General features: G+C 31.8%; 22 protein-coding genes. 11 read left to right on the top strand and 11 right to left on the bottom strand.

Translation table 11 applies throughout. The features are described from left to right. Position 1: 1 nt before the first annotated feature. The 6 genes from BTO06_RS00855 to BTO06_RS00835 all read left to right on the top strand — a co-directional run bounded on the left by BTO06_RS00855 (position 2) and on the right by BTO06_RS00835 (position 8,010). Complete coding sequence (locus BTO06_RS00855; protein WP_100923507.1) at positions 2 to 1,564, top strand: protein adenylyltransferase SelO; 1,563 nt, start codon at positions 2 to 4, stop codon at positions 1,562 to 1,564. A gap of 474 nt (positions 1,565 to 2,038) precedes the next feature. Then, positions 2,039 to 5,686 carry a metallophosphoesterase gene (locus BTO06_RS00850; RefSeq protein WP_100923506.1) on the top strand — a complete coding sequence of 1,216 codons (3,648 nt, stop codon included), beginning with the start codon at positions 2,039 to 2,041 and terminating at the stop codon, positions 5,684 to 5,686. A gap of 2 nt (positions 5,687 to 5,688) precedes the next feature. Beyond that, positions 5,689 to 6,057 carry a DUF423 domain-containing protein gene (locus BTO06_RS00845; protein WP_100923505.1) on the top strand — a complete coding sequence of 123 codons (369 nt, stop codon included), beginning with the start codon at positions 5,689 to 5,691 and terminating at the stop codon, positions 6,055 to 6,057. Between the two features lie 106 nt (positions 6,058 to 6,163). Then, positions 6,164 to 6,337 carry a Lacal_2735 family protein gene (locus tag BTO06_RS18310; protein WP_157811678.1) on the top strand — a complete coding sequence of 58 codons (174 nt, stop codon included), beginning with the start codon at positions 6,164 to 6,166 and terminating at the stop codon, positions 6,335 to 6,337. 1 nt (position 6,338) lies between these two features. After that, complete coding sequence (locus tag BTO06_RS00840) at positions 6,339 to 6,740, top strand: DUF2452 domain-containing protein (RefSeq protein ID WP_100923504.1); 402 nt, start codon at positions 6,339 to 6,341, stop codon at positions 6,738 to 6,740. Between the two features lie 19 nt (positions 6,741 to 6,759). Next, positions 6,760 to 8,010: an NAD(P)/FAD-dependent oxidoreductase gene (locus BTO06_RS00835; RefSeq protein ID WP_100923503.1), complete on the top strand. Its 1,251-nt coding sequence runs from the start codon at positions 6,760 to 6,762 to the stop codon at positions 8,008 to 8,010. Between the two features lies 1 nt (position 8,011). On the opposite strand, the gene BTO06_RS00830 is transcribed toward BTO06_RS00835, so the two are convergent. From BTO06_RS00830 to BTO06_RS00795, 9 genes are all read right to left on the bottom strand, one after another. After that, positions 8,012 to 8,380, bottom strand: a complete 369-nt coding sequence (locus BTO06_RS00830; protein ID WP_100923502.1) for a DUF2237 family protein — start codon at positions 8,378 to 8,380, stop codon at positions 8,012 to 8,014. A gap of 23 nt (positions 8,381 to 8,403) precedes the next feature. Next, positions 8,404 to 9,252, bottom strand: a complete 849-nt coding sequence (locus tag BTO06_RS00825; protein WP_100923501.1) for a hypothetical protein — start codon at positions 9,250 to 9,252, stop codon at positions 8,404 to 8,406. Between the two features lie 60 nt (positions 9,253 to 9,312). Next, the gene (locus tag BTO06_RS18305; protein ID WP_157811677.1) at positions 9,313 to 9,474 is read right to left on the bottom strand and encodes a hypothetical protein; all 162 of its coding nucleotides are present in this window, start codon (positions 9,472 to 9,474) and stop codon (positions 9,313 to 9,315) included. A 12-nt stretch (positions 9,475 to 9,486) separates the two neighbouring features. Next, entirely contained in the window at positions 9,487 to 10,164 is a 678-nt protein-coding gene (locus BTO06_RS00820; RefSeq protein ID WP_100923500.1) for an alkaline phosphatase D family protein, read from the bottom strand. Positions 10,165 to 10,309: 145 nt separating this feature from the next. Further along, positions 10,310 to 11,107 (bottom strand): TPM domain-containing protein, encoded by a 798-nt coding sequence (locus BTO06_RS00815; protein ID WP_100923499.1) that lies wholly within the window; start codon positions 11,105 to 11,107, stop codon positions 10,310 to 10,312. Next, entirely contained in the window at positions 11,108 to 11,545 is a 438-nt protein-coding gene (locus BTO06_RS00810; protein ID WP_100923498.1) for a TPM domain-containing protein, read from the bottom strand. A 4-nt stretch (positions 11,546 to 11,549) separates the two neighbouring features. Continuing rightward, a complete protein-coding gene (locus tag BTO06_RS00805; protein ID WP_100923497.1) occupies positions 11,550 to 12,134 on the bottom strand; it encodes a LemA family protein in 585 nt (194 codons plus the stop codon). A gap of 6 nt (positions 12,135 to 12,140) precedes the next feature. Next, on the bottom strand, positions 12,141 to 12,473 hold the full coding sequence (locus tag BTO06_RS00800; RefSeq protein WP_100923496.1) for a MerR family transcriptional regulator: 333 nt from the start codon (positions 12,471 to 12,473) through the stop codon (positions 12,141 to 12,143). Between the two features lie 27 nt (positions 12,474 to 12,500). Beyond that, positions 12,501 to 13,469 carry a M23 family metallopeptidase gene (locus tag BTO06_RS00795; protein WP_100923495.1) on the bottom strand — a complete coding sequence of 323 codons (969 nt, stop codon included), beginning with the start codon at positions 13,467 to 13,469 and terminating at the stop codon, positions 12,501 to 12,503. 130 nt (positions 13,470 to 13,599) lie between these two features. Between BTO06_RS00795 and alaS the strand changes: the two genes are divergently transcribed. From alaS to BTO06_RS00775, 4 genes are all read left to right on the top strand, one after another. Then, positions 13,600 to 16,215, top strand: a complete 2,616-nt coding sequence (gene alaS, locus BTO06_RS00790; RefSeq protein ID WP_100923494.1) for an alanine--tRNA ligase — start codon at positions 13,600 to 13,602, stop codon at positions 16,213 to 16,215. A gap of 75 nt (positions 16,216 to 16,290) precedes the next feature. Next, positions 16,291 to 16,920 carry a hypothetical protein gene (locus BTO06_RS00785; protein ID WP_100923493.1) on the top strand — a complete coding sequence of 210 codons (630 nt, stop codon included), beginning with the start codon at positions 16,291 to 16,293 and terminating at the stop codon, positions 16,918 to 16,920. A 6-nt stretch (positions 16,921 to 16,926) separates the two neighbouring features. Continuing rightward, the gene (gene rraA / locus BTO06_RS00780) at positions 16,927 to 17,409 is read left to right on the top strand and encodes a ribonuclease E activity regulator RraA (protein WP_100923492.1); all 483 of its coding nucleotides are present in this window, start codon (positions 16,927 to 16,929) and stop codon (positions 17,407 to 17,409) included. Positions 17,410 to 17,418: 9 nt separating this feature from the next. Then, positions 17,419 to 18,369 (top strand): GSCFA domain-containing protein, encoded by a 951-nt coding sequence (locus BTO06_RS00775; RefSeq protein ID WP_100923491.1) that lies wholly within the window; start codon positions 17,419 to 17,421, stop codon positions 18,367 to 18,369. Here BTO06_RS00775 and BTO06_RS00770 read toward each other — a convergent pair. Further along, entirely contained in the window at positions 18,366 to 19,007 is a 642-nt protein-coding gene (locus tag BTO06_RS00770) for a porin family protein (RefSeq protein WP_100923490.1), read from the bottom strand. The two genes, BTO06_RS00775 and BTO06_RS00770, sit on opposite strands and share 4 nt — an antisense overlap. Before the next feature lie 235 nt (positions 19,008 to 19,242). Between BTO06_RS00770 and BTO06_RS00765 the strand changes: the two genes are divergently transcribed. Next, complete coding sequence (locus tag BTO06_RS00765) at positions 19,243 to 19,563, top strand: hypothetical protein (RefSeq protein ID WP_100923489.1); 321 nt, start codon at positions 19,243 to 19,245, stop codon at positions 19,561 to 19,563. 81 nt (positions 19,564 to 19,644) lie between these two features. Here BTO06_RS00765 and BTO06_RS00760 read toward each other — a convergent pair whose 3' ends face one another. Then, a complete protein-coding gene (locus BTO06_RS00760; RefSeq protein WP_100923488.1) occupies positions 19,645 to 19,920 on the bottom strand; it encodes a rhodanese-like domain-containing protein in 276 nt (91 codons plus the stop codon). Positions 19,921 to 19,934: the final 14 nt, after the last annotated feature.

Below are 19,934 nucleotides of genomic sequence, written 5' to 3'. Positions count from 1 at the left end.
CATGATTTTTGACCTTAACGACACATTTAACAAAGAACTTCCAGCAGATATTAATCAGGAAAATTCGAGAAGACAAGTATATAATGCTTGTTATTCTTTTGTTACTCCAAAGCAAACTTCGAATCCTACACTAATTCATTTTTCAAATGATTTTATCCGTGAAGTTGGAATTACAAAAGAGGATGCTCAGACGGAAGAATTCCTTAAGGTATTTTCTGGAAATAAAGTGTTGGAAAATACACATCCTTATTCCATGTGTTATGGTGGGCATCAATTTGGTCATTGGGCAGGACAGTTAGGAGATGGTAGAGCAATTAATCTATTTGAAATTGATCATAACGATAAACATTGGACTTTTCAATTGAAAGGTGCAGGTGAAACTCCATATTCAAGAACTGCGGATGGATTGGCCGTTCTACGTTCTTCAATAAGAGAACATTTATGCAGTGAAGCGATGCATTATTTAGGTGTCCCTACAACTAGATCCTTATCACTGAGTTTAACGGGAGATCAAGTAATGAGAGACATTATGTACAATGGAAAAGCTGCTTATGAAAAAGGAGCTGTAGTTTGTAGAGTGGCTCCTAGTTTTATTCGTTTTGGAAATTTTGAAATTTTCGCAGCTAGACAAGATGGTGAAACACTTAAAAAACTTGCTGATTATACTATAAAACATTTTTATTCGAATATTACTTCAGAAGGGAAACAAAAGTATTTAGATTTTCTAACGGAAGTTCTAAATAAAACTATAGAAATGATTGTACATTGGCAACGGGTTGGATTTGTTCATGGCGTAATGAATACAGATAATTTATCTATTCTTGGATTGACCATTGACTATGGACCTTATGGATGGTTAGAAGGATTTGATTATGATTGGACTCCGAATACCACCGATGCACAAAACAAAAGATATCGTTTTGGTAATCAGTCATACATTGCTATGTGGAACTTATATAAACTTGCTAATGCCTTATATCCTCTAATTGAAGAGGTAGAACCTTTACAAGCAATATTGAATGAATATGAAGCTATATATTTGAAAAAGTATGAGGCTGTAATGAAACAAAAATTAGGCTTGGAAACAGAATCAGACTATGCTTCTCTTATTTCTGGTATTGAGAAAACATTGCAATTAATCGAAACAGACTACACAATATTTTTTAGAAACTTATCATCAGTTACTAAAAATGATACTCCAGCGAGTGCAATACTGAAAATATCAGATGCTTTTTATAATCTAGAAGAACTTCAAAAAGAAAGTAAAAAAGAGTGGTTATATTGGTTTGCAGAGTATATTGAAACTATTCAATCATTAAATTCTACAGATGAAGAAAGAGCTTCACAAATGAACAATATAAATCCGAAATATGTTCTACGAAATTATATGGCACAATTAGCTATTGAAAATGCGGAGAAAGGAAAGTATGATTTAATTGATGAATTATATCAACTCCTTAAAAAGCCTTATGATGAACAACCACATTATGAGAAATGGTTTGCTAAACGTCCTGAATGGGCTCGTCATAAAGTTGGCTGTTCTATGTTATCTTGTAGCTCTTAGGTTTTTTATTTATTAAAAATAGTTACTCTTCTTCTAGCTTTCATTGCCGAACTTTATATGGTAACGAAATTGAGATAAGGCATTGGTTCAATAGTTAATCAACTAAAACTAATGATAACTTTTCACATATTAGAATCAAGATTTGATAACTCAAATTAAAAATTTGTCAAAATAAAACTATCAAAATAACTAATTCGCTCTTAACTACTATTTCAGAATACTCAGAATTGAAAGATAAATCACATCGATGTAATGTTAGAAAGTGGATCAAATAGCACATCCAAATAGTTCTGAAATATTCAATACATAAACCAATCTAAACCACAAGAAAAAATAAATCAAATATTTAGTAAGGTTTTTCTTAAGCGGTAAGATCTTCAAGAATCATAACGGAATTTAAAAATCAATCGAGTCTATATATATTTCAATCTCTTAGCTAAATTGTATATTTGTTATAGTTAAATTTTCTAATAAATGAAGAAACTATATCTAGTTCTTATCACATTAATTTATTTTTACGGGTGCGCATCTCATAAAGCTAAATATCATTCAAAAAACTACTCGCACACCATTACAACGAAAAAACCTACTCACTCTTTCTATTTAATTGGGGACGCTGGTAATGCTAAAATGAACGAAAGTGTAACTTCTTTAGAATACTTTCAAAAAGAAATTGATAAAGCGGATAAAAATAGTACAACACTGTTCTTAGGTGATAATGTATATCCATACGGTATTTATCCTAAAGATCATAAGGACTATGAATTGGTAAAACATAGACTTAAAATTCAAACCGACGCGGCGAAAAATAATTTGGGTAGAACAATTTTTATCCCTGGAAATCATGACTGGTATAATGGTATTGATGGCTTAAAAAGGCAAGAAAAGTTAGTAGAAAACGCTTTGGGAAAAAATACTTTTTTACCAAAAAATGGCTGTGGAATCGACAAGGTAAATATTAATAGCAATTTAACTTTAATTATAATTGATAGTGAATGGTTTATTATGAATTGGGACAAAGAACCAAATATAAATGATAATTGTGATATTAAAACCCGTGAACGCTTTGTAGAAGAGTTATGGAGCTTATTCAAAAAAAACAGGAATAAAAATGTCGTTGTTGCCTTACATCATCCACTATATTCAAATGGACCTCATGGTGGAAGCTTTTCTATCAAAGATCATATAGAACCAGTTCCAATTTTAGGAACTTTCAAAAACGTAATACGAAAACACGCTGGAATCCAAACAGATAATTTTCACAAGCAATATCAAAATTTTGTTCAACAAGTAGAAACAATAGCTGAAGACTTTAAAAATAATATTGTCTTCGTTAGTGGTCATGAACATAACTTACAGTACATTGAAAATAATGGATTTAAGCAAATAGTAAGTGGTGCAGGTTCAAAAAAATCAGCTGCTTTAATAGGTCATGGAGCTCAATTTACTTATGGTAATCTCGGCTATTCAAAATTAAACTTTTACCAAGATGGATCGGCGATTATAGAATATTACGCAGCAAACAATGAGGATAAAAACAAACTACTTTTTAGTAAACAAATAATTAAACCAAAACTAACCAAAACAAACTTTGATTTTTCCGAGTTTGAACTTCACAAGGAAGAAGTTACACTTTCTCTTTATAATAAAAAAGCAGTTGAAAAAAGTGGATTTCATAAGTTTATGTGGGGTGACTTAAATCGGGAGAAATATGGAAAACAAATTACAATTCCTGTGTTAGAGCTAGAAAATGTATTTGGTGGTCTCAAACCGATAAGAAGAGGTGGAGGAAACCAAACTAACTCTTTAAGATTAGAAAATCCTGATGGAAAACAATATGTACTCCGATCAATGTATAAAGATGGAAGTAGAATTATGGGAGGGATTCTTAAAGAAACTTTCTTAGTAGACGTTGTTCAAGATATTTTCACTATGTCTCATCCTTATGCTGCTTTTGTAATCCCAGATATGGCAGAAGCTGTTGGAATTTACCATACTAATCCGAAGTTATATTACATGCCTAAACAACCTGCTTTAGGAATGTATAATGATGTTTTTGGGGGAGGAATGTATTTACTAGAAGAACGTCCAGCTGGAAACCGAGAAGATATAACAACATTTGGTAATTCAAAAAAAATAATAAGTACTTACGATGTCTTAGAAAAGATTCGGAAAAATGGAAATCATAGAGTTGATCAAAACTTTACTGTTCGATCTCGATTATTTGACATGGTTATTGGAGACTGGGATCGACATGAAGATCAATGGCGTTTTGCTCGATTTGAAACTGAAGATGGAAAAAAATACTACAGACCAATACCTAGAGATAGAGATCAACCGTTCTCAAAATTTGATGGAGTTTTAATTCCATTATTAAAATTAAATACTCCACTTATCAAGAATATGCAATCGATGGATTATGATATAAAAGACATGAAATGGTATAATAATTACCCAAGATTCTTCGACGCGGAATTTTTAAATCAACTCTCATTAAATGACTGGTTAAAAGAAGCAGAACATATTCAAAATAAACTTACAAACGAAGTAATTGAAAGTGCTATTAAACAATTTCCTGAAAACATATATGAGATTGATGGAAAGGAAATAATCGAAAAAATAAAATCAAGAAGAGATAAGTTAAAGGAATTTGCAAAAAAATATTACAATAAACAAGCCAAAACAGTTCAAGTTGTAGGAACTGATAAAGATGATAAATTTATTATAAAGAGATTGAATAATAATGAGACTAGTATCGAAATCTTCAGAAAAGAAGATAAAATATTCAGCAGAGTTTTCTTAACAAGTGAAACCAATGAAGTACAATTGTATGGTTTAAATGGTGATGATAAATTTTATATTTCGGGTGATGTTGATGATAGTATTGTTATCCGATTAATTGGTGGAAAAAATCATGATGTTTATGAAGATACATCTCATGTTAATGGATGGAGCAAAAAAACTAAAGTATATGACTATTTATCAAAAAAGAATACTGTAAATGGTGGAACTGAATTAGAAGATTTAAGAGAAGATAGTTACTTTAAAAACACATACAATCACAGAGATATTGAAAATAACACCACGCTTATATTTCCAAGTTTAGGTTTAAATCCAGACGATGGATTATTTTTTGGTTTCAACGCAACACATACACGCTACGGATTTAAGAAAAGACCATTTGACAATCGTCATAATATTACAGCGAACTTCTACTCAGCAACAAATGGTTTTGATATAAGTTATACAGGAGAATTTGCAGAATTTATTGGAAATTGGATGTTAGAGTTAAAAGGAAAAGCTACAAGTGGTAACTACGCATTTAACTTTTTTGGGTTTGGGAATGTAACTGAATTTCCTGATTCTAAAGATTTAGATTTCTATCGAGTTAAAAAAGGAGAATACACATTTTTACCCTCTTTGGTCAGGATGTTCAATTGGGGAAGCACTTTAAAACTAACTGGAACTTTCGAAGCAATCAAAATTGAAAATACCCCTGGCAGAAATATTACAGACTTTTCTAACAGTCCAGTTAATATTTTTAATAGAAATTACTTCATTGGAGGTGAGTTTAATTTCAATCACAGAAGGATTGATAATAACAGTTTCCCTACGAAAGGAATGAACTTCAATTTAACCGTGGGTGCAAAAATGAACGCAGAAAACACAAATCGTAACTTTGGTTATATTAAAACTTCTTTGGCTATTTATCAAAATTTAGTTTCAAACAGAAGCTTGGTTTTGGCTTCGGAAATAGGAAGTCATTTAAACTTTAGAAATAGATTTGAAATTTACCATGCAGCAACAATTGGGGGTAATAGAAGTTTAAGAGGATATAACCGTCAACGTTTTACTGGAAGCGAAAGTTTTTACCATTCAAACGATTTACGTTTACGTTTAGGTGAAATTAAAGCTTTTATTCCGATGAAAATGGGAATTACAGGAGCTTTTGATTATGGAAAAGTATGGAGTCCTTTTGCTCCAACAGAATCAGAACCGTGGAATTCAAGCTACGGCGGATCAATATGGATAAGCGGATTAGATATGTTTACCATGAATTTAGCAATGTTTAACGGAAATGATGGAGGTAGATTTACCTTTAGCGTTGGATTTAACTTTTAATAATGACAGAACAAATTGTATTAACTGCAGCTTCTATTTTTGGAGCTTTATCAATTATCTTAGGAGCATTTGGAGCACATGCCTTAAAGAAAAAATTAACTTTAGAACAATTAACAAGTTTTGAAACTGGTGTTAAATATCAAATGTATCACGCCATTGTTTTACTGTTAATCGGATTTAATTTCCAATCAAAGCTAGATAATGCTTCACTATTTTTTATCATTGGAATTATATTATTTTCGTTTAGTATTTATGGTTTAGTTTTATCAGATGCGTTCGGGAAAAAAATAAAAATCCTTGGACCAATTACTCCAATTGGTGGTTTGTGTTTATTAATTGGTTGGCTTTTACTACTAGTAAATTTCTCGTAAAAAATAGTTGTTCTTCAACAGCAAAAATCTCAGAATTATATTTTTGTTTAACTTATATCAAAATAGATTAAACATTTTGTATCTTTGTAACTCAAAGAGTCATATTATGTTTGGTTTATTTAAAAAGAAATCCGAAAAGGAAAAACTTCAGAAATTATACACGAAATTATTAGCAGATGCTCACAAACTATCTACTTCAAACAGAAAATTGAGTGATGAAAAGGTTTATGAGGCAGAGCAGGTAATGAAGCAAATTGAAGCTTTAGAAAAACAATCTTAACATGACTAAGAAAAAAAAGCCAGATTCGGTTGTATATAATACAGAATCCGATAAATACGATGCCGCATTAAAACCCTACGCAACCTCTGTTGGAGCTCCCGTAATTACACCTACCGACACCACTGCATGGAAAAACAGAAGTGTTAATAAGGTAAATCATAAGATAAAAACAAAATACCTCGAACTCAAAGCTGAATACGAAAGAATGATGCAAGAGTTCGAATACAACAACTTAATTCTAAACGCTAACTTCTCTTTCGAACCCATAATAGGTGAAACATATCATTTATATTTAAATAAGAAAGAAGAACATTTTTTGTCTTTAATTGCCCCTGAACATTGTAATTTTAATTATGTTGGTAGCTTCATTTTGAATGCTGATCAAATCTGGGAAAAAGTTTAGTCTAACGTAATTGTATTGAATGACTGCAACAAAACATCAAAACATTTATATAATTGGAGCTGGAATTAGCGGACTAATTACTGCTCTTGAATTAGAAAAAAATGGCTATACTCCAACAATTTTAGAAGCTTCAGATTCTGTTGGAGGTAGAGTTAAAACCGATGTTTATGATGGTTTTCAATTAGATCATGGATTCCAAGTACTATTAACTTCTTATCCAGCTGCCCAAAAGTACTTGAACTACGAAGAACTAGAACTTCAAAAATTTTTACCTGGTGCCATAGTCTTTGGAAATAAAACTTCTTCAACTCTTGGGGATGGTTTTAGAAGTTTTGATTTGCTTTTTTCAACATTAACAACAAATAAGGTAACTTTCGTAGATAAGCTTAAAATACTAAAGCTAAATAAAATTCTAAAAAATAAAACTCTTGAGGATATTTTTTCCGAAGACGAAACCTCAACTTTAAAATATCTGGAGAAATTTGGGTTTTCACAAAAGGCAATCCGTAACTTTTTCACTCCTTTTTTCAGTGGTATTTTTTTAGAAACTACTTTAAGCACTTCGAGTAGAATGTTCGAATTTGTTTATAAAATGTTTGGAACAGGTTATGCAGCATTACCAAAAGCTGGTATTGGCGCTATTCCAAATCAGTTAAAAGAACAACTAAAATCAACTTCATTTTTATTCAATACGAAAGTAGCGTCAGTTGAAAAGAATTTGATCACACTAACAAACGGAAAAACACTTAAAAGTGATTTAACCATTATCGCTACAGATTCCTCGAAATTGTTAACCAATCATATTTCTTCTAATTTCCAACAATGGAAATCTTGTCAAACCTTATACTTTGAAACACCAAAAAGAACTATTGATAAACCACTAATTGGATTACTCGCAAACGAGTTTTCACTAATTAACAATATCTTTTTTACTACTTCGATAACAAACAATAATTCTTCCAAAAAAGAACTTTTATCTGTTACAATTGTAAGAGATCATAATTTACATGAAACTTTATTAGTGAAAGAAGTTATTAAAGAACTCAAGGAAATTTGTGGAATTGAAGTCTCAAAGTTTGTCAAGATGTATGACATTCCTAAAGCACTTCCAAAACTAGATACTTTAAGATATGCTCCAACTAAAGAAGCAATAACTGTTAGTGATTCTATTATTTTAGCAGGAGATCAATTATGCAATGGCTCTTTAAATGCCGCCATGCTTTCTGGTGAATTAGCAGCACAATTAGCTATTGAGACTTTAGAAAGCTAGATTAAATACTCTTTTGATACTCGTATTTTTTTAGTAATTCTAAAGTTGTATACTTCAACGCTTTTTGATCTGTAGCCTCTAAAATAATTTTCGGAGCTTTTCCATATTTTTCTGCTTCCAACCATCTGGAAATACATAAGCACCATTTTGATCCTACTTTTAAGCCAGGAAATTTCCAATTTGGAATTGGAGTTGTTAAATCGTTACCCCGTTTTCTAGTAAATTCCAAAAAGTCATCAGTCATAATAGCACAAACTACATGAGTGCCGTAATCAATACCTGTAGTTCTACAAAATCCGTCGCGAAAATATCCTGTTGCTGGATCAGCACAACAACTTTGCAAGGGTTTACCTAATACATTTAATTCCATTTCATCTAATTTAAACTTCTACGTTAATCTTTTGGAATAGAAATTCTATACAAATTTCCACCACTACCATGAGATCTTTCATCAGAGATATACAATGAATCTCCCACAAAATCAATGGCTTCTTTTTGTGAAGAAAATCCTAAATCAATTCTCTTTAGGTTTCCGGTAAAAAAATCATCATTTTTGAAATCACTAAATAATAAAACTTCCTGAGAAGTTAATAAAGCAACTTTAGTTTTATCCTTGGAAATTGCAGCAGAAGTAATCCAACAATTAATATTCGAACAGTTTTCAAAACTACTTATATATTCCGCTTCAAATGTTCCTTTCTTAGCAGGAATTCGATATAAACTTGTTTTTCCATAGTTATGTTTTACTCTACTTTTAGTAAAAATGTATAAGTTTTCTTTCAGGTAGAAAATACTTTCTGCGTCGAAAAATAGCTTTTTCTTTTTTGGTGGAAATTTATTTTGTTCTGGATAACTGAACTTTATTTTTTCAACTTTAACAGATTTTTTACTTAACAAATCTGATTCTTTAATTTTTAAAATAACCAAATCTTTTCTAGCACTTCGATTGTTCCCAAAATCTGCTAAATAAATATTTCCTTTATTATCGGATGTGATATCTTCCCAATCTCTATTTTTAGCTTTTATCTCGACAGTTTTAATAATTTCACCAGAAGTATTTATCAAATACAATCGATTTTTATTTCCTCCGTCATTGTGCATCCAAAAAGTTGAGTCGGTTGATTTCACCAAACCAGAAGCTTCTTTTAACTTCTTCGGAAGTTTCGTTACAAAAGTAACTTGACTATAATTTGTACAGCCATAAAATAGAAAAATGAAGACGAATAATTGAACAATTTTCATAGGATTAAAGATAAAAAAAGCTCCTGACAACAAGAGCTTCCTATCTTGTTAAAATAACGTTTAAATAGTCAAGGTATTTTTTACTGATGTCGTATACGTTTTTTCCGTTACAGAACTTACATAGGTCCAGTCCGTTTTAACTGCTGCTGCTGTTACAGTTAATTTCATTAACCCTCTATCTACTAAATTTGTACAATTCAAATCATCAATTAAAAACTCCAAAGCACCACCAAATTACTGTGCTACATCTCTTCCAACAAATGATTCATATCCAAGAGAGTAAACCGAGCTTCTTGCCAACTCATCCCCTACTTTTTCACCAGTAGTTGTTATTAAATCACTTTGCCATGCATTATGGGTATCTCCTGCTAGACTAGGATCTCTAAAAGAACCGTAAGTATCTTCTCCATACTCGTAAATATAATCACCTAAATGTACAACTACAACACCATCCGACTGATTGATTGCTTCATAAACATTAAAATATCCGTAAGCATAATTTGAACAAGAAGCTACAGCTAACTTTAATTCAGTAGTACTTGCTCCAAAGGTTAGCGTCTTACCAACTACAGAGGTAGCTTTATCATCAACATTAGCAAATCGATAATATAATTTTAAGTTCTGTGCCAAGTCTTTGATCTCGATAGCCACAGTATAATCTCTAGACGCATCAGTTTCTACTTCTCCTTTACGAACAATATTCGTAAAAGATTCATCTTTTGCTAATTGCCATCTTAATTTTACAGAAGTTTCCTGAGATGTATATCTCGTCCAAATAATTACTTGAGAGTTAGTTGGATCGAAACTTGCAACTCCGAGGTCGAAATTCTTTTCTGTTGCATCTGAAGGAATCGATGGTAAAGTATTTACATCATCTGAACTACAACTAATAAAATTTGGAGCTAACAGCATACCTCCTGTAGCTAATAAAGAGTTTTTTAAAAGTTTCTACGTTTTAAATTGGTTGCCATTGTATTTTAGGAATTTGTTACCTGCATAGCTACATAGCAGATAAATCCTAAATGTTATCAAAAGTTAACCGAAGTATAAATAAATATTACCAACCTCCAGTCGCACCGCCACCGCCGAAGCCGCCACCGCCACCGAAGCCGCCAAAACCACCTCCAAAACCGCCACCGAAACTACCTCCTCCACCAAATCCACCAGTTCTTCTGTAGCCACCTCTACCGGCATTACTCAAAATGATAGTTTCTAATATATCACGGGAATCTGAATCAGTATAATTTCGTCTACCTCCTTTACCTTTTCCTCCTCGAGAAATAAGAATGAAAAAGATTATCAAAATGATAATAAAGACTACAAAAGCAAAATTTCCTCCTTTTCTATTTCTTTTGCGAGTATTCTTATACTCGCCTTTCATTACTTTAAAGATAGCTTCTACTCCACTATCTAAACCAGCATAAAAATTACCCTTTTTGAAATATGGAAGAATCTCTCTTTCAATTATTTGTCTAGAAGTAAAGTCAGTTAATAAATGTTCCGTTCCATAACCAGTTCTAATAGTTATTTTACGATCGCCCTTGGCCAATAACATAAAGACCCCATTATCTTTGCCTTTCTGTCCAATCTCCCATTCATGAGCCCAATTAGTTGCCAAATATCCAATTTCTTCTCCCTTAGTCGAGTTAATTATAGCTACGAGAATTTCAGTAGAAGTCGAGTCACTATATCTAACTAATTTTTTATGGAGTTGTTCATACTGGAATTTATCTAGTAGTCCTATGCTATCAACTATCGCCGGAATAAAATTAGGTTTCTTAGATATTACAAACTGAGAAAAACCAATCTGAATTCCTAGAAAAAAAATAAATAATAAAAGTAGTTTCTTCTTCATTTATCCTTTCGAAATTTCATTTGACAATTCATCTTTATCATTAGAATTCCAGGGAAAATGAGATTTTAATTCATCTCCTGCTTTTAAAATACCTTCAACAATTCCTTCCTTGAATTTACCTGATATAAAACATTCTTGAATTATGTTTTTAGTTGAATCCCAAAAATTGTCGGGAACAACTGCATCGATACCTTTATCTCCGTAAATCACAAACTTATGATCCTCAACAGCAATATATATTAATACTCCATTTTGCTGTTCTGTTTTATTCATTTCTAGTTTTTGAAACACTTCTAAAGCTCGATCATAATGCCTAAGTTTTGTAGTACTTTCAATATGCACACGAATTTCTCCCGAAGTATTTCGTTCTGCTTGCGTAATGGCCTGTACGATTTCCTGTTCTTCTTCTGATGAAAGAAAATCTTCTAGATTCGACATAAAGTTAGAATTTAAAATTTACATCTACTGCTTTTTCAGATCCTTCTTCCGATTTAAATCTTGGCATATCTTTAAAGCCGAAGATTTTTGCAAAAATTACCCCAGGAATTTTCTCAATTTTATTAGCATATTTATTAACCTCATCGTTATATCTATCCCTTGCAACATTGATTCTATTCTCCGTACCTTCTAATTGACTTTGTAACTCCAAAAAATTCTTATTCGCTTTTAAATCAGGATATCTTTCTACATATACTAATAATTTAGATAAAGCTCCCTTTAACCCTGTTTGTGCTTGTTGAAATTGAGCTATATTTTCAGGAGTTATACTATTAGCATCAATTGATATCTGTGTTGCCTTAGCTCTTGCGTTAATCACTTCAGTTAAAGTACTTTTCTCAAAATCAGCAGCTCCTTGAACGGTTTTAACCAAGTTTCCTATTAAATCATTTCTTCTTTGATAAGAACTTTCAACTTTAGACCAAGCTGTCTTAACGCTATTTCTTAATCCAACCATCCCATTGAATTGAAAAGCTCCTATTAAAATTAAAATGATTATTCCTACTCTGGTTAGTTTATTTTTTCTCATACGTCTTTATTCTAATTGATTTTTTATTTGAATTAACTCAGCTTTCACTGCTTCTAATCTACTAATTATTTCCTGATTTTTCATTACTTTCTCAGGGTCTTGTTTTAGTTTTTGTTTGGCTCCATCAAGAGTAAAACCTCGTTCCTTAACAAGATTATAAATTAGTTTGAAATTTTCAATATCCTGTTGCGTAAATAATCGATTCCCTTTTGCATTTTTTTTCGGTTTTATGATGTCGAACTGTCCTTCCCAAAAACGAATTAAAGAAGTATTAACGTTAAAGGCTTTCGCAACCTCTCCGATTTTATAGTATCTTTTCTCAGGTAAATCAACGTGCATTGACGGTTTTTATTTGCAATGTACAAATTAATCAAAAGACTGACGTTGCTCTTGAGATGCTTTTTGCATCGCTATAAATTCTTCTGGAGATAAATCACCATAGTAGTAATAAATTGGATTTACTGGTCGGTTATTTTTATGTACTTCATAATGTAAGTGTGGAGCTGCAGAACGCCCTGTATTCCCAACATATCCGATTAAATCTCCTCGTTTAACTTTCTGTCCTTTTTTAGTCACTATTTTACTCATGTGAGCGTAAACAGTTTTGTAACCGTAACCATGCTCGATATAAACAACTTTACCAAAAGTTGCGCTTCTGTTAGCTCTTGTCACCTGACCATTACCTGATGCATATATTGGTGTTCCTGTTGGAGCCGTAAAATCCATGCCATTGTGCATTCTCCAAGATTTCAAAATTGGATGCAGACGCATACCATATCCTGAAGCCATTCTTGTTTCATCTTCATTTTTTATTGGCTTAATTGCAGGAATTGAAGCTAACATTTTTTCTTTCTTCTTAGCTAAATCAACAATTTCATCTAAGGATTTTGATTGAACCACGACTCTTTTAGAAAGAATATCAAGATCCTTCGTCAAGTCTATAATCATTCCACTATTATCGAATCCTTCTAAATTTTTATAACGATTAACTCCACCAAAACCTGCTTTTCTTTGTTCATCTGGAATAGGATTTGCTTCAAAATAAGTTCTGTAAATATAATTATCTCTTTGCTCTAAATCTTCTAAAACAGAGGTAAGTTCACTTAACCTCCTACCCAATAACTCCATATGTAGGTTGGAATTTTCTAACTCTCTCTTTTGCGCTTTCTCTTTTGGCGACTCAAAAAATTGGCTTAATACTACAAAACCAAGAAACGCAACTAAAGCAACACCAAGTAAACCAATAACTGTGTTCTTAAATTTATCCCTTTTTCTTACCTCAATCTGTTGGTAAGAAAGTGTCTCTGGGTCATAATAATATTTTACTTTTGCCATACGACCAAATGTAGTATTTTTGTGTCCTTTAGTAGAGAACGACTTCTATGTTTAGACGTGCAAATTTAAAAAATGTTTCAACATATAAGCATTCTTTACACTCAATTAGAAATTTTTTAACTAAAAAAGAATGAAATCTCAAGAGATTAGAACTAAGTTTTTAGAATTTTTCAAGTCTAAACAACATGAAATTGTTCCTTCTGCACCAATGGTGTTAAAAAACGATCCAACCCTAATGTTCACCAATTCTGGTATGGCACCGTTTAAAGAATATTTCTTGGGAAACGCCGCCCCAAAAAGTACTCGAATTTCTGATTCGCAGAAATGTTTACGTGTATCTGGAAAACATAACGATTTAGAAGAAGTTGGTTATGATACGTATCATCACACCATGTTTGAAATGCTTGGAAACTGGAGTTTCGGTGATTATTTCAAAAAAGAAGCAATTGCTTGGGCTTGGGAATTACTTACTGAGGTATACAAAATTCCGAAAGACATTTTATACGTTACTGTTTTCGAAGGAGACGAAAAAGACGGAACTCAAATGGATCAAGAGGCATATGACATTTGGAAAGAATATATTTCTGAAGATCGTATTCTAATGGGGAATAAGAAGGATAACTTCTGGGAAATGGGAGAACAAGGACCTTGCGGTCCATGTTCTGAAATTCATGTGGATATTCGTTCAGCAGAAGAAAAAGCCAAAACTGATGGAAAATCTTTAGTAAATGAAGATCATCCGCAAGTTGTTGAAATTTGGAATTTAGTTTTCATGCAATTCAATAGAAAAGCCAATGGTTCATTAGAAGAATTACCAGCAAAACATATTGATACAGGAATGGGATTTGAGCGTCTTTGTATGGTTTTACAAGGAGTTCAATCGAATTACGATACTGATGTATTTACTCCGTTAATAAGAGAAATCGAAACAATTACAGGAATTGAATACGGAAAAGATGAAAAGATTGATATTGCAATTCGTGTAATTGCAGATCACGTAAGAGCTGTTTCATTTGCAATTGCAGACGGCCAATTACCAAGTAATAACGGAGCTGGATACGTAATCCGTAGGATTTTAAGAAGAGCTATACGTTATGGGTTTACTTTCTTAAACAAAAAAGAACCATTTATTTACAAGTTAGCAGAAACACTTTCTCACCAAATGGGAGATGCTTTCCCGGAAATTAGAAAGCAAGATACACTTGTACATAATGTTATTAAGGAGGAAGAACAATCTTTCTTAAGAACTTTAGACCAAGGATTATTATTACTTGATAAAGTAATTGAAGATACAAAAGGAAAAGAGGTTTCTGGAAAAAAAGCTTTCGAATTATACGACACCTATGGTTTCCCGTTAGATTTAACTCAGTTAATCGCTCGTGAGAAGGGTTATGAAATAAATGAAGAGGAGTTTAGTGCAGGAATGCAAGCTCAAAAAGATCGATCAAGAGCGGCATCTGCTAGTGAAACTGGAGATTGGATAATATTACTTGAAGATGAAGTTGAAGAATTTGTTGGTTACGATACACTAGAGGTTGATGTTAAATTAACACGTTACAGAAAAGTATCTACTAAAAAAGATGGTGATCAATATCAATTAGTATTTAACATGACTCCTTTTTACCCAGAGGGTGGCGGACAAGTCGGTGATAAGGGGTATTTAGAAACTGCAAATGGCGATATCATTTATATTGTAGATACTAAAAAAGAAAACAATGTAATTATACATTTTGCTAAAAATCTTCCTAAAAACTTGAACGAAACGTTTAAGGCAGTTGTAAATGACGAATTCAGAAACTTATCTGCAAGCAATCATACAGCAACTCACTTATTACACCAAGCATTACGTACAATTTTAGGAACACATGTGGAACAAAAAGGTTCTTTAGTAAGTCCGGATTATTTGCGTTTTGACTTTTCTCACTTCTCTAAAGTTGATAAAGATCAACTTGCAGAAATCGAAGAATTTGTAAATGCTCGAATTCGTGAGAACTTACCTTTAGAGGAAAAGAGAAATATTCCAATGCAACAAGCAATTGACGAAGGCGCTATTGCATTATTTGGAGAAAAATATGGAGATAGTGTAAGAGCAATTCGTTTCGGACAATCAATGGAATTGTGTGGAGGAACACATGTCCAACAAACTGGAGATATTTGGTACTTCAAAATAAAATCAGAAGGAGCTGTTGCGGCGGGTATTCGTCGTATTGAAGCCATTACAAATGTTGCCGTAGGAGAGTACTTCGAAAATGTAGAACGTAATTTCTCAGAAGTAAAGGCTTTACTTAAGAATCCTAAAGATGTAGCCAAGTCTGTTAGTTCATTACAGGATGAAAATGCTGCACTTAAAAAGCAAATTGAGCAACTTTTAAAGGATAAAGCTAAAAACATGAAAGGTGATTTAAAAAATCAAATCACTGAAATTAATGGTGTAAACTTTTTAGCTACAAAAGTAGATTTAGATCAAGGAAGTATCAAAAACATCATGTTTGAATTAGGAGGGGAAGTTGATAATCTTTTTGTGTTATTTGCAACGGCGCCGTCTAACGAAAAAGCGATGTTGACTTGTTATATTTCTAAAGATTTAGCCAATGAAAAAGGTTATGATGCTGGTAAAGTAGTTAGAGAATTAGGAAAACTTATCCACGGAGGTGGTGGTGGTCAGAATTTCTTTGCTACAGCTGGAGGTAAAAATCCAGGTGGAATTCCAAAAGCATTAGAACGTGCAAAAGATTATATCATATAGAATCGAATATAAACTCACTAGTATTAAAGTCTAAAATTGAAATTTCAGTTTTAGACTTTTTTTTATTTTTGAAATATGAAAAAGAATGATCTATTTAGTAAAAGAAATGCAACCTACGTTTCATCTTTAGCAGGAAGTTTCTTGACTGTTTTTTACAAAGAAGAATTAGATTACTACTTTGATCAAATCCCTAAAACTATAGTTACAATCGGATTAGTTTTATTAGTAATTTACATCACCATAAAATTGTTTTTCTTAAAGAAAAAAGATTCTCATGTTTTATATATTCCTAGTGAAAACGATTATGTACACAAGGACACGGGGTTAGGCTCCACAGTTATTCTAATTATTGCTTTTTTAACGTATGGGTACTTTATCAATGAATATAATATACATGGAATATTAATTTTTCTCTTCCTTTTAATTCTCTCTGTAAGCAGTATTCCTTTAGAAAAAACTACTTCATTTCAAGTTAAAAATAAAAACATCACCTATAAAAATGGTAAAGAAGAACGAGTTTTCAAAACTGATGAAATCATATCTTTAGAAGTCTATCCGAATCAAATTCACATTCATAAACAAGACTCAAAAGAAACATTATTATTCTTATCCTTGGACCAAATAGATTTTCAAAACATCAAATCTTATTTCAATAAAAGAGTACCAGAAATTTCAGTTAAATTAGCTCAGAATTCCTCTAACTAAAAGAAAATGGATATTTACACAGCCGATTTATGTGATGATTTTATTGATATGCTTCAAGTAGCTACTCCAATTGGTTTTAAAGATTATGGTGCTAAAAAGAACTTTCACGGTGAAATTGTAACTGTAAAATGTTTTGAAAAAATTCCTTTAGTAAAACAAACTCTTAATACAGACGGAACAGGAAAAATTTTGGTAGTTGATGGTGACGGGTCATTAAATTGTGCTCTTATGGGAGATAATTTAGCCGCAATGGGAATTAAAAATAACTGGAACGGAGTGGTAATTTTTGGTTGTATTCGTGATAATAGAGAAATAGCCACCATAGACATCGGTGTAAAAGCACTGAATACGACACCGATAAAAAGTATAAAAATTCCTGAAGGAGAAGTGAATGTTAAAATCTCTTTTGCGGATATAGACTTTACTCCTGGTCATTATATTTATTGTGATGAGGATGGAATTGTAGTCTCAAAAACAAAATTAGTTTAACTTTTAGATATGAATCTACAAACTCAAATACCACTTCAGAAAGAAGTTCATCGTCAAATTGATTATTCTTCTAAGCTTTTTCTTTTAGGTTCTTGTTTCTCTGAAAACATTGGGAATAAACTTTCATATTACAAGTTTCAATCAACTCAAAATCCATTAGGAATATTGTTTCATCCGAAAGCTATTGAACAATTAGTTGTAAACTCAATGAACGATAAAGAATATACAGAAGAGGATATATTCGAATTAAATGAACGTTGGCATTGTTTTGATGCACATTCTCAATTAAGCAACAACGTTAAAGAAGAACTGCTTCATAACTTAAATGAAGCTATAAAAACAACAAATGAACAACTTACCAACTCAACGCACATTATAATTACCTTAGGAACGGCTTGGGTTTACAGACATATAAGTTCTGATAAGATGGTCGCAAACTGTCATAAGGTTCCTCAAAAGCAATTTTTAAAAGAACTGCTATCTGTTGATGAAGTAACTGAAAGTTTAGAAAGTATCACGGCTTTAATTCGATCAATAAATCCTAAAGTCTCTATAATTTTTACGGTTTCTCCAGTACGACATGTAAAAGATGGTTTTGTGCAAAATCAACAAAGTAAATCGCATTTAATTGCTGGAATTCATAACGTAATCGAACCTAGAAAAAATATTCATTATTTTCCTTCTTATGAAATTATGATGGATGAACTACGTGATTATCGTTTTTACAAAGAAGATATGATCCATCCTAACCAAACAGCTATTCATTATATCTGGGAAAAGTTTGTTTATAGTTGGTTTAATGAATTTTCATTATCAACAATGAAAAGAGTTGAAGAAATACAAAAAGGAATTACTCACAAGCCTTTCAATCCTAACTCTGAAGCTCATCAAAAGTTCTTGGAAAAATTAAAATTTAAACAAGAGAAGTTACAGAAGGAATTTTCATTTATAAGCTTCTAAATTTTGATTTGCCAACAAAAAATAAAACTTAACGAATTCGTTTTTGTATACTCAAAATGAGGTTCACTCTCTATACTTACAGTTCCCAAATGATTTCTTAGCTCCATGAAACAACTGAACATTTGACTTATATCAAAAATTTTACCTATCCCTAATGAAATACCAGAATCAAATTCAGAAAAATATTGAGATAAATCATCACTCCACTCTCTTTCATTTATTCTTTCTCTAGCCTTTAGGAAATAAGAAGTAAAAAAACCACCTTTAACATATAAAGGACTCTTATCACTAAAATTATACTGTACAGTTAAAGGAACTGTTACGAATTCATAAAGATCGTAAATCCTAAAGCTATTTATAACCTGTCCATTCAGAACAAACTCAGGAGAAAATACACTTGCTAATTTTCTTTCGTAATTGATTTCAGTTTGAAAAGACCATCTTTTACTTAGATAAATATTGGCATTTATACCAAATAAATAATCTATTTCAGAATCATGTTCTAAAACATCAGCTTCAAATCGCAACGATGAATAAGTTGCTCCTGCATGTAATCCGAGTTTAACCTTATTCTGACCGTATAAACCTGTGAAACAAATCAAGCCCAAGGTTAGAAAAAGTACTTTTAAAAATTTCATAACTTTTTTCTTACAAAAGAAATCATACCTAACTAATAAAAAAACAAAATCAATTAATGATTTCTTTATTTTAAAAACTAATTCCCGATAACTTCCATTTTATTCCAAGAAATACCTTCCTCATTCTAATTTTCATTTTCTTTTGGAGATTAGTCCTGATATTTAAAGTGTTCAAGAAAACCTAAAAGCTTTCCTAAACATACTAAACTCAATATTCACTTAAAACTTTATAAAAATGGGAAATGTAACATCAACAATTTACTCGACTACAGCTAAGGAGCCAATGACTCAACTAAACTTTTCTACTGATTTCAACGCAGAATCAGCTGTGGTAAAAGTAGATTTTTTAAAGAGTGGAAGCGTTGTAACCAGTCAGAGTTATAATTTAGATAACGCTAATCGTATTGCTAAAATTAATTTGGAAGCAACAGATATGAAATCTGAAGGAACATTAACTTTTGCTGCTGACGGCAATGCAATTGCCTATTCCGGAGTTGGAATTTGGGGGAATGTAACTTCTTTTAGAGCAGTAAACGTTGCGGTTGCTTATAGATAAGCACTAAGCATATTCATAGTAAGTAAATGAGAAAGAGATGCAGATTGCATCTCTTTTGTATTGTAAAATCTTATTAAATCTTTATAGGTATTGATCAACATTACCCCATGGCCCGCCATTAATAATATCAACTCCATGACCTTGTAAAAAATCTGTAGCTTGTCCACTTCTTCCTCCACTTCTACAAACAGCTATAACTGGTTTGTTCCAAGATTTAATATCTTCTACATTCTCTGGAATCGTGTTCAAAACAATGTGTTTCGCTCCTTCACTATGTCCTTCGTTCCATTCAGCTAAAGTTCTTACGTCTAATACAACTGCACCTTTATTTAGGTACTCTTGAATTTTATTTGCCATATTTTTTTTCTAAA

This window comes from Tenacibaculum sp. SZ-18 (assembly GCF_002813915.1).
GTDB lineage: Bacteria > Bacteroidota > Bacteroidia > Flavobacteriales > Flavobacteriaceae > Polaribacter.
The sequence above is the reverse complement of the archived record's forward strand: the minus strand, read 5'-3'. Positions and strand labels throughout refer to the sequence as shown.

Excerpts from the sequence above, each read along its gene's own strand:
- BTO06_RS00805 (WP_100923497.1), bottom strand. The coding sequence starts at position 12,134 with ATGAGAAAAAATAAACTAACCAGAGTAGGAATAATCATTTTAATTTTA.
- BTO06_RS00795 (WP_100923495.1), bottom strand. The coding sequence starts at position 13,469 with ATGGCAAAAGTAAAATATTATTATGACCCAGAGACACTTTCTTACCAA.
- alaS (WP_100923494.1), top strand. The coding sequence starts at position 13,600 with ATGAAATCTCAAGAGATTAGAACTAAGTTTTTAGAATTTTTCAAGTCT.
- rraA (WP_100923492.1), top strand. The coding sequence starts at position 16,927 with ATGGATATTTACACAGCCGATTTATGTGATGATTTTATTGATATGCTT.
- BTO06_RS00820 (WP_100923500.1), bottom strand. The coding sequence starts at position 10,164 with ATGCTGTTAGCTCCAAATTTTATTAGTTGTAGTTCAGATGATGTAAAT.
- BTO06_RS00835 (WP_100923503.1), top strand. The coding sequence starts at position 6,760 with ATGACTGCAACAAAACATCAAAACATTTATATAATTGGAGCTGGAATT.
- BTO06_RS18310 (WP_157811678.1), top strand. The coding sequence starts at position 6,164 with ATGTTTGGTTTATTTAAAAAGAAATCCGAAAAGGAAAAACTTCAGAAA.
- BTO06_RS00765 (WP_100923489.1), top strand. The coding sequence starts at position 19,243 with ATGGGAAATGTAACATCAACAATTTACTCGACTACAGCTAAGGAGCCA.
- BTO06_RS00760 (WP_100923488.1), bottom strand. The coding sequence starts at position 19,920 with ATGGCAAATAAAATTCAAGAGTACCTAAATAAAGGTGCAGTTGTATTA.
- BTO06_RS00785 (WP_100923493.1), top strand. The coding sequence starts at position 16,291 with ATGAAAAAGAATGATCTATTTAGTAAAAGAAATGCAACCTACGTTTCA.
- BTO06_RS00770 (WP_100923490.1), bottom strand. The coding sequence starts at position 19,007 with ATGAAATTTTTAAAAGTACTTTTTCTAACCTTGGGCTTGATTTGTTTC.
- BTO06_RS00825 (WP_100923501.1), bottom strand. The coding sequence starts at position 9,252 with ATGAAAATTGTTCAATTATTCGTCTTCATTTTTCTATTTTATGGCTGT.
- BTO06_RS00830 (WP_100923502.1), bottom strand. The coding sequence starts at position 8,380 with ATGGAATTAAATGTATTAGGTAAACCCTTGCAAAGTTGTTGTGCTGAT.
- BTO06_RS00775 (WP_100923491.1), top strand. The coding sequence starts at position 17,419 with ATGAATCTACAAACTCAAATACCACTTCAGAAAGAAGTTCATCGTCAA.
- BTO06_RS00810 (WP_100923498.1), bottom strand. The coding sequence starts at position 11,545 with ATGTCGAATCTAGAAGATTTTCTTTCATCAGAAGAAGAACAGGAAATC.
- BTO06_RS00840 (WP_100923504.1), top strand. The coding sequence starts at position 6,339 with ATGACTAAGAAAAAAAAGCCAGATTCGGTTGTATATAATACAGAATCC.
- BTO06_RS00850 (WP_100923506.1), top strand. The coding sequence starts at position 2,039 with ATGAAGAAACTATATCTAGTTCTTATCACATTAATTTATTTTTACGGG.
- BTO06_RS00845 (WP_100923505.1), top strand. The coding sequence starts at position 5,689 with ATGACAGAACAAATTGTATTAACTGCAGCTTCTATTTTTGGAGCTTTA.
- BTO06_RS00855 (WP_100923507.1), top strand. The coding sequence starts at position 2 with ATGATTTTTGACCTTAACGACACATTTAACAAAGAACTTCCAGCAGAT.
- BTO06_RS00800 (WP_100923496.1), bottom strand. The coding sequence starts at position 12,473 with ATGCACGTTGATTTACCTGAGAAAAGATACTATAAAATCGGAGAGGTT.
- BTO06_RS00815 (WP_100923499.1), bottom strand. The coding sequence starts at position 11,107 with ATGAAGAAGAAACTACTTTTATTATTTATTTTTTTTCTAGGAATTCAG.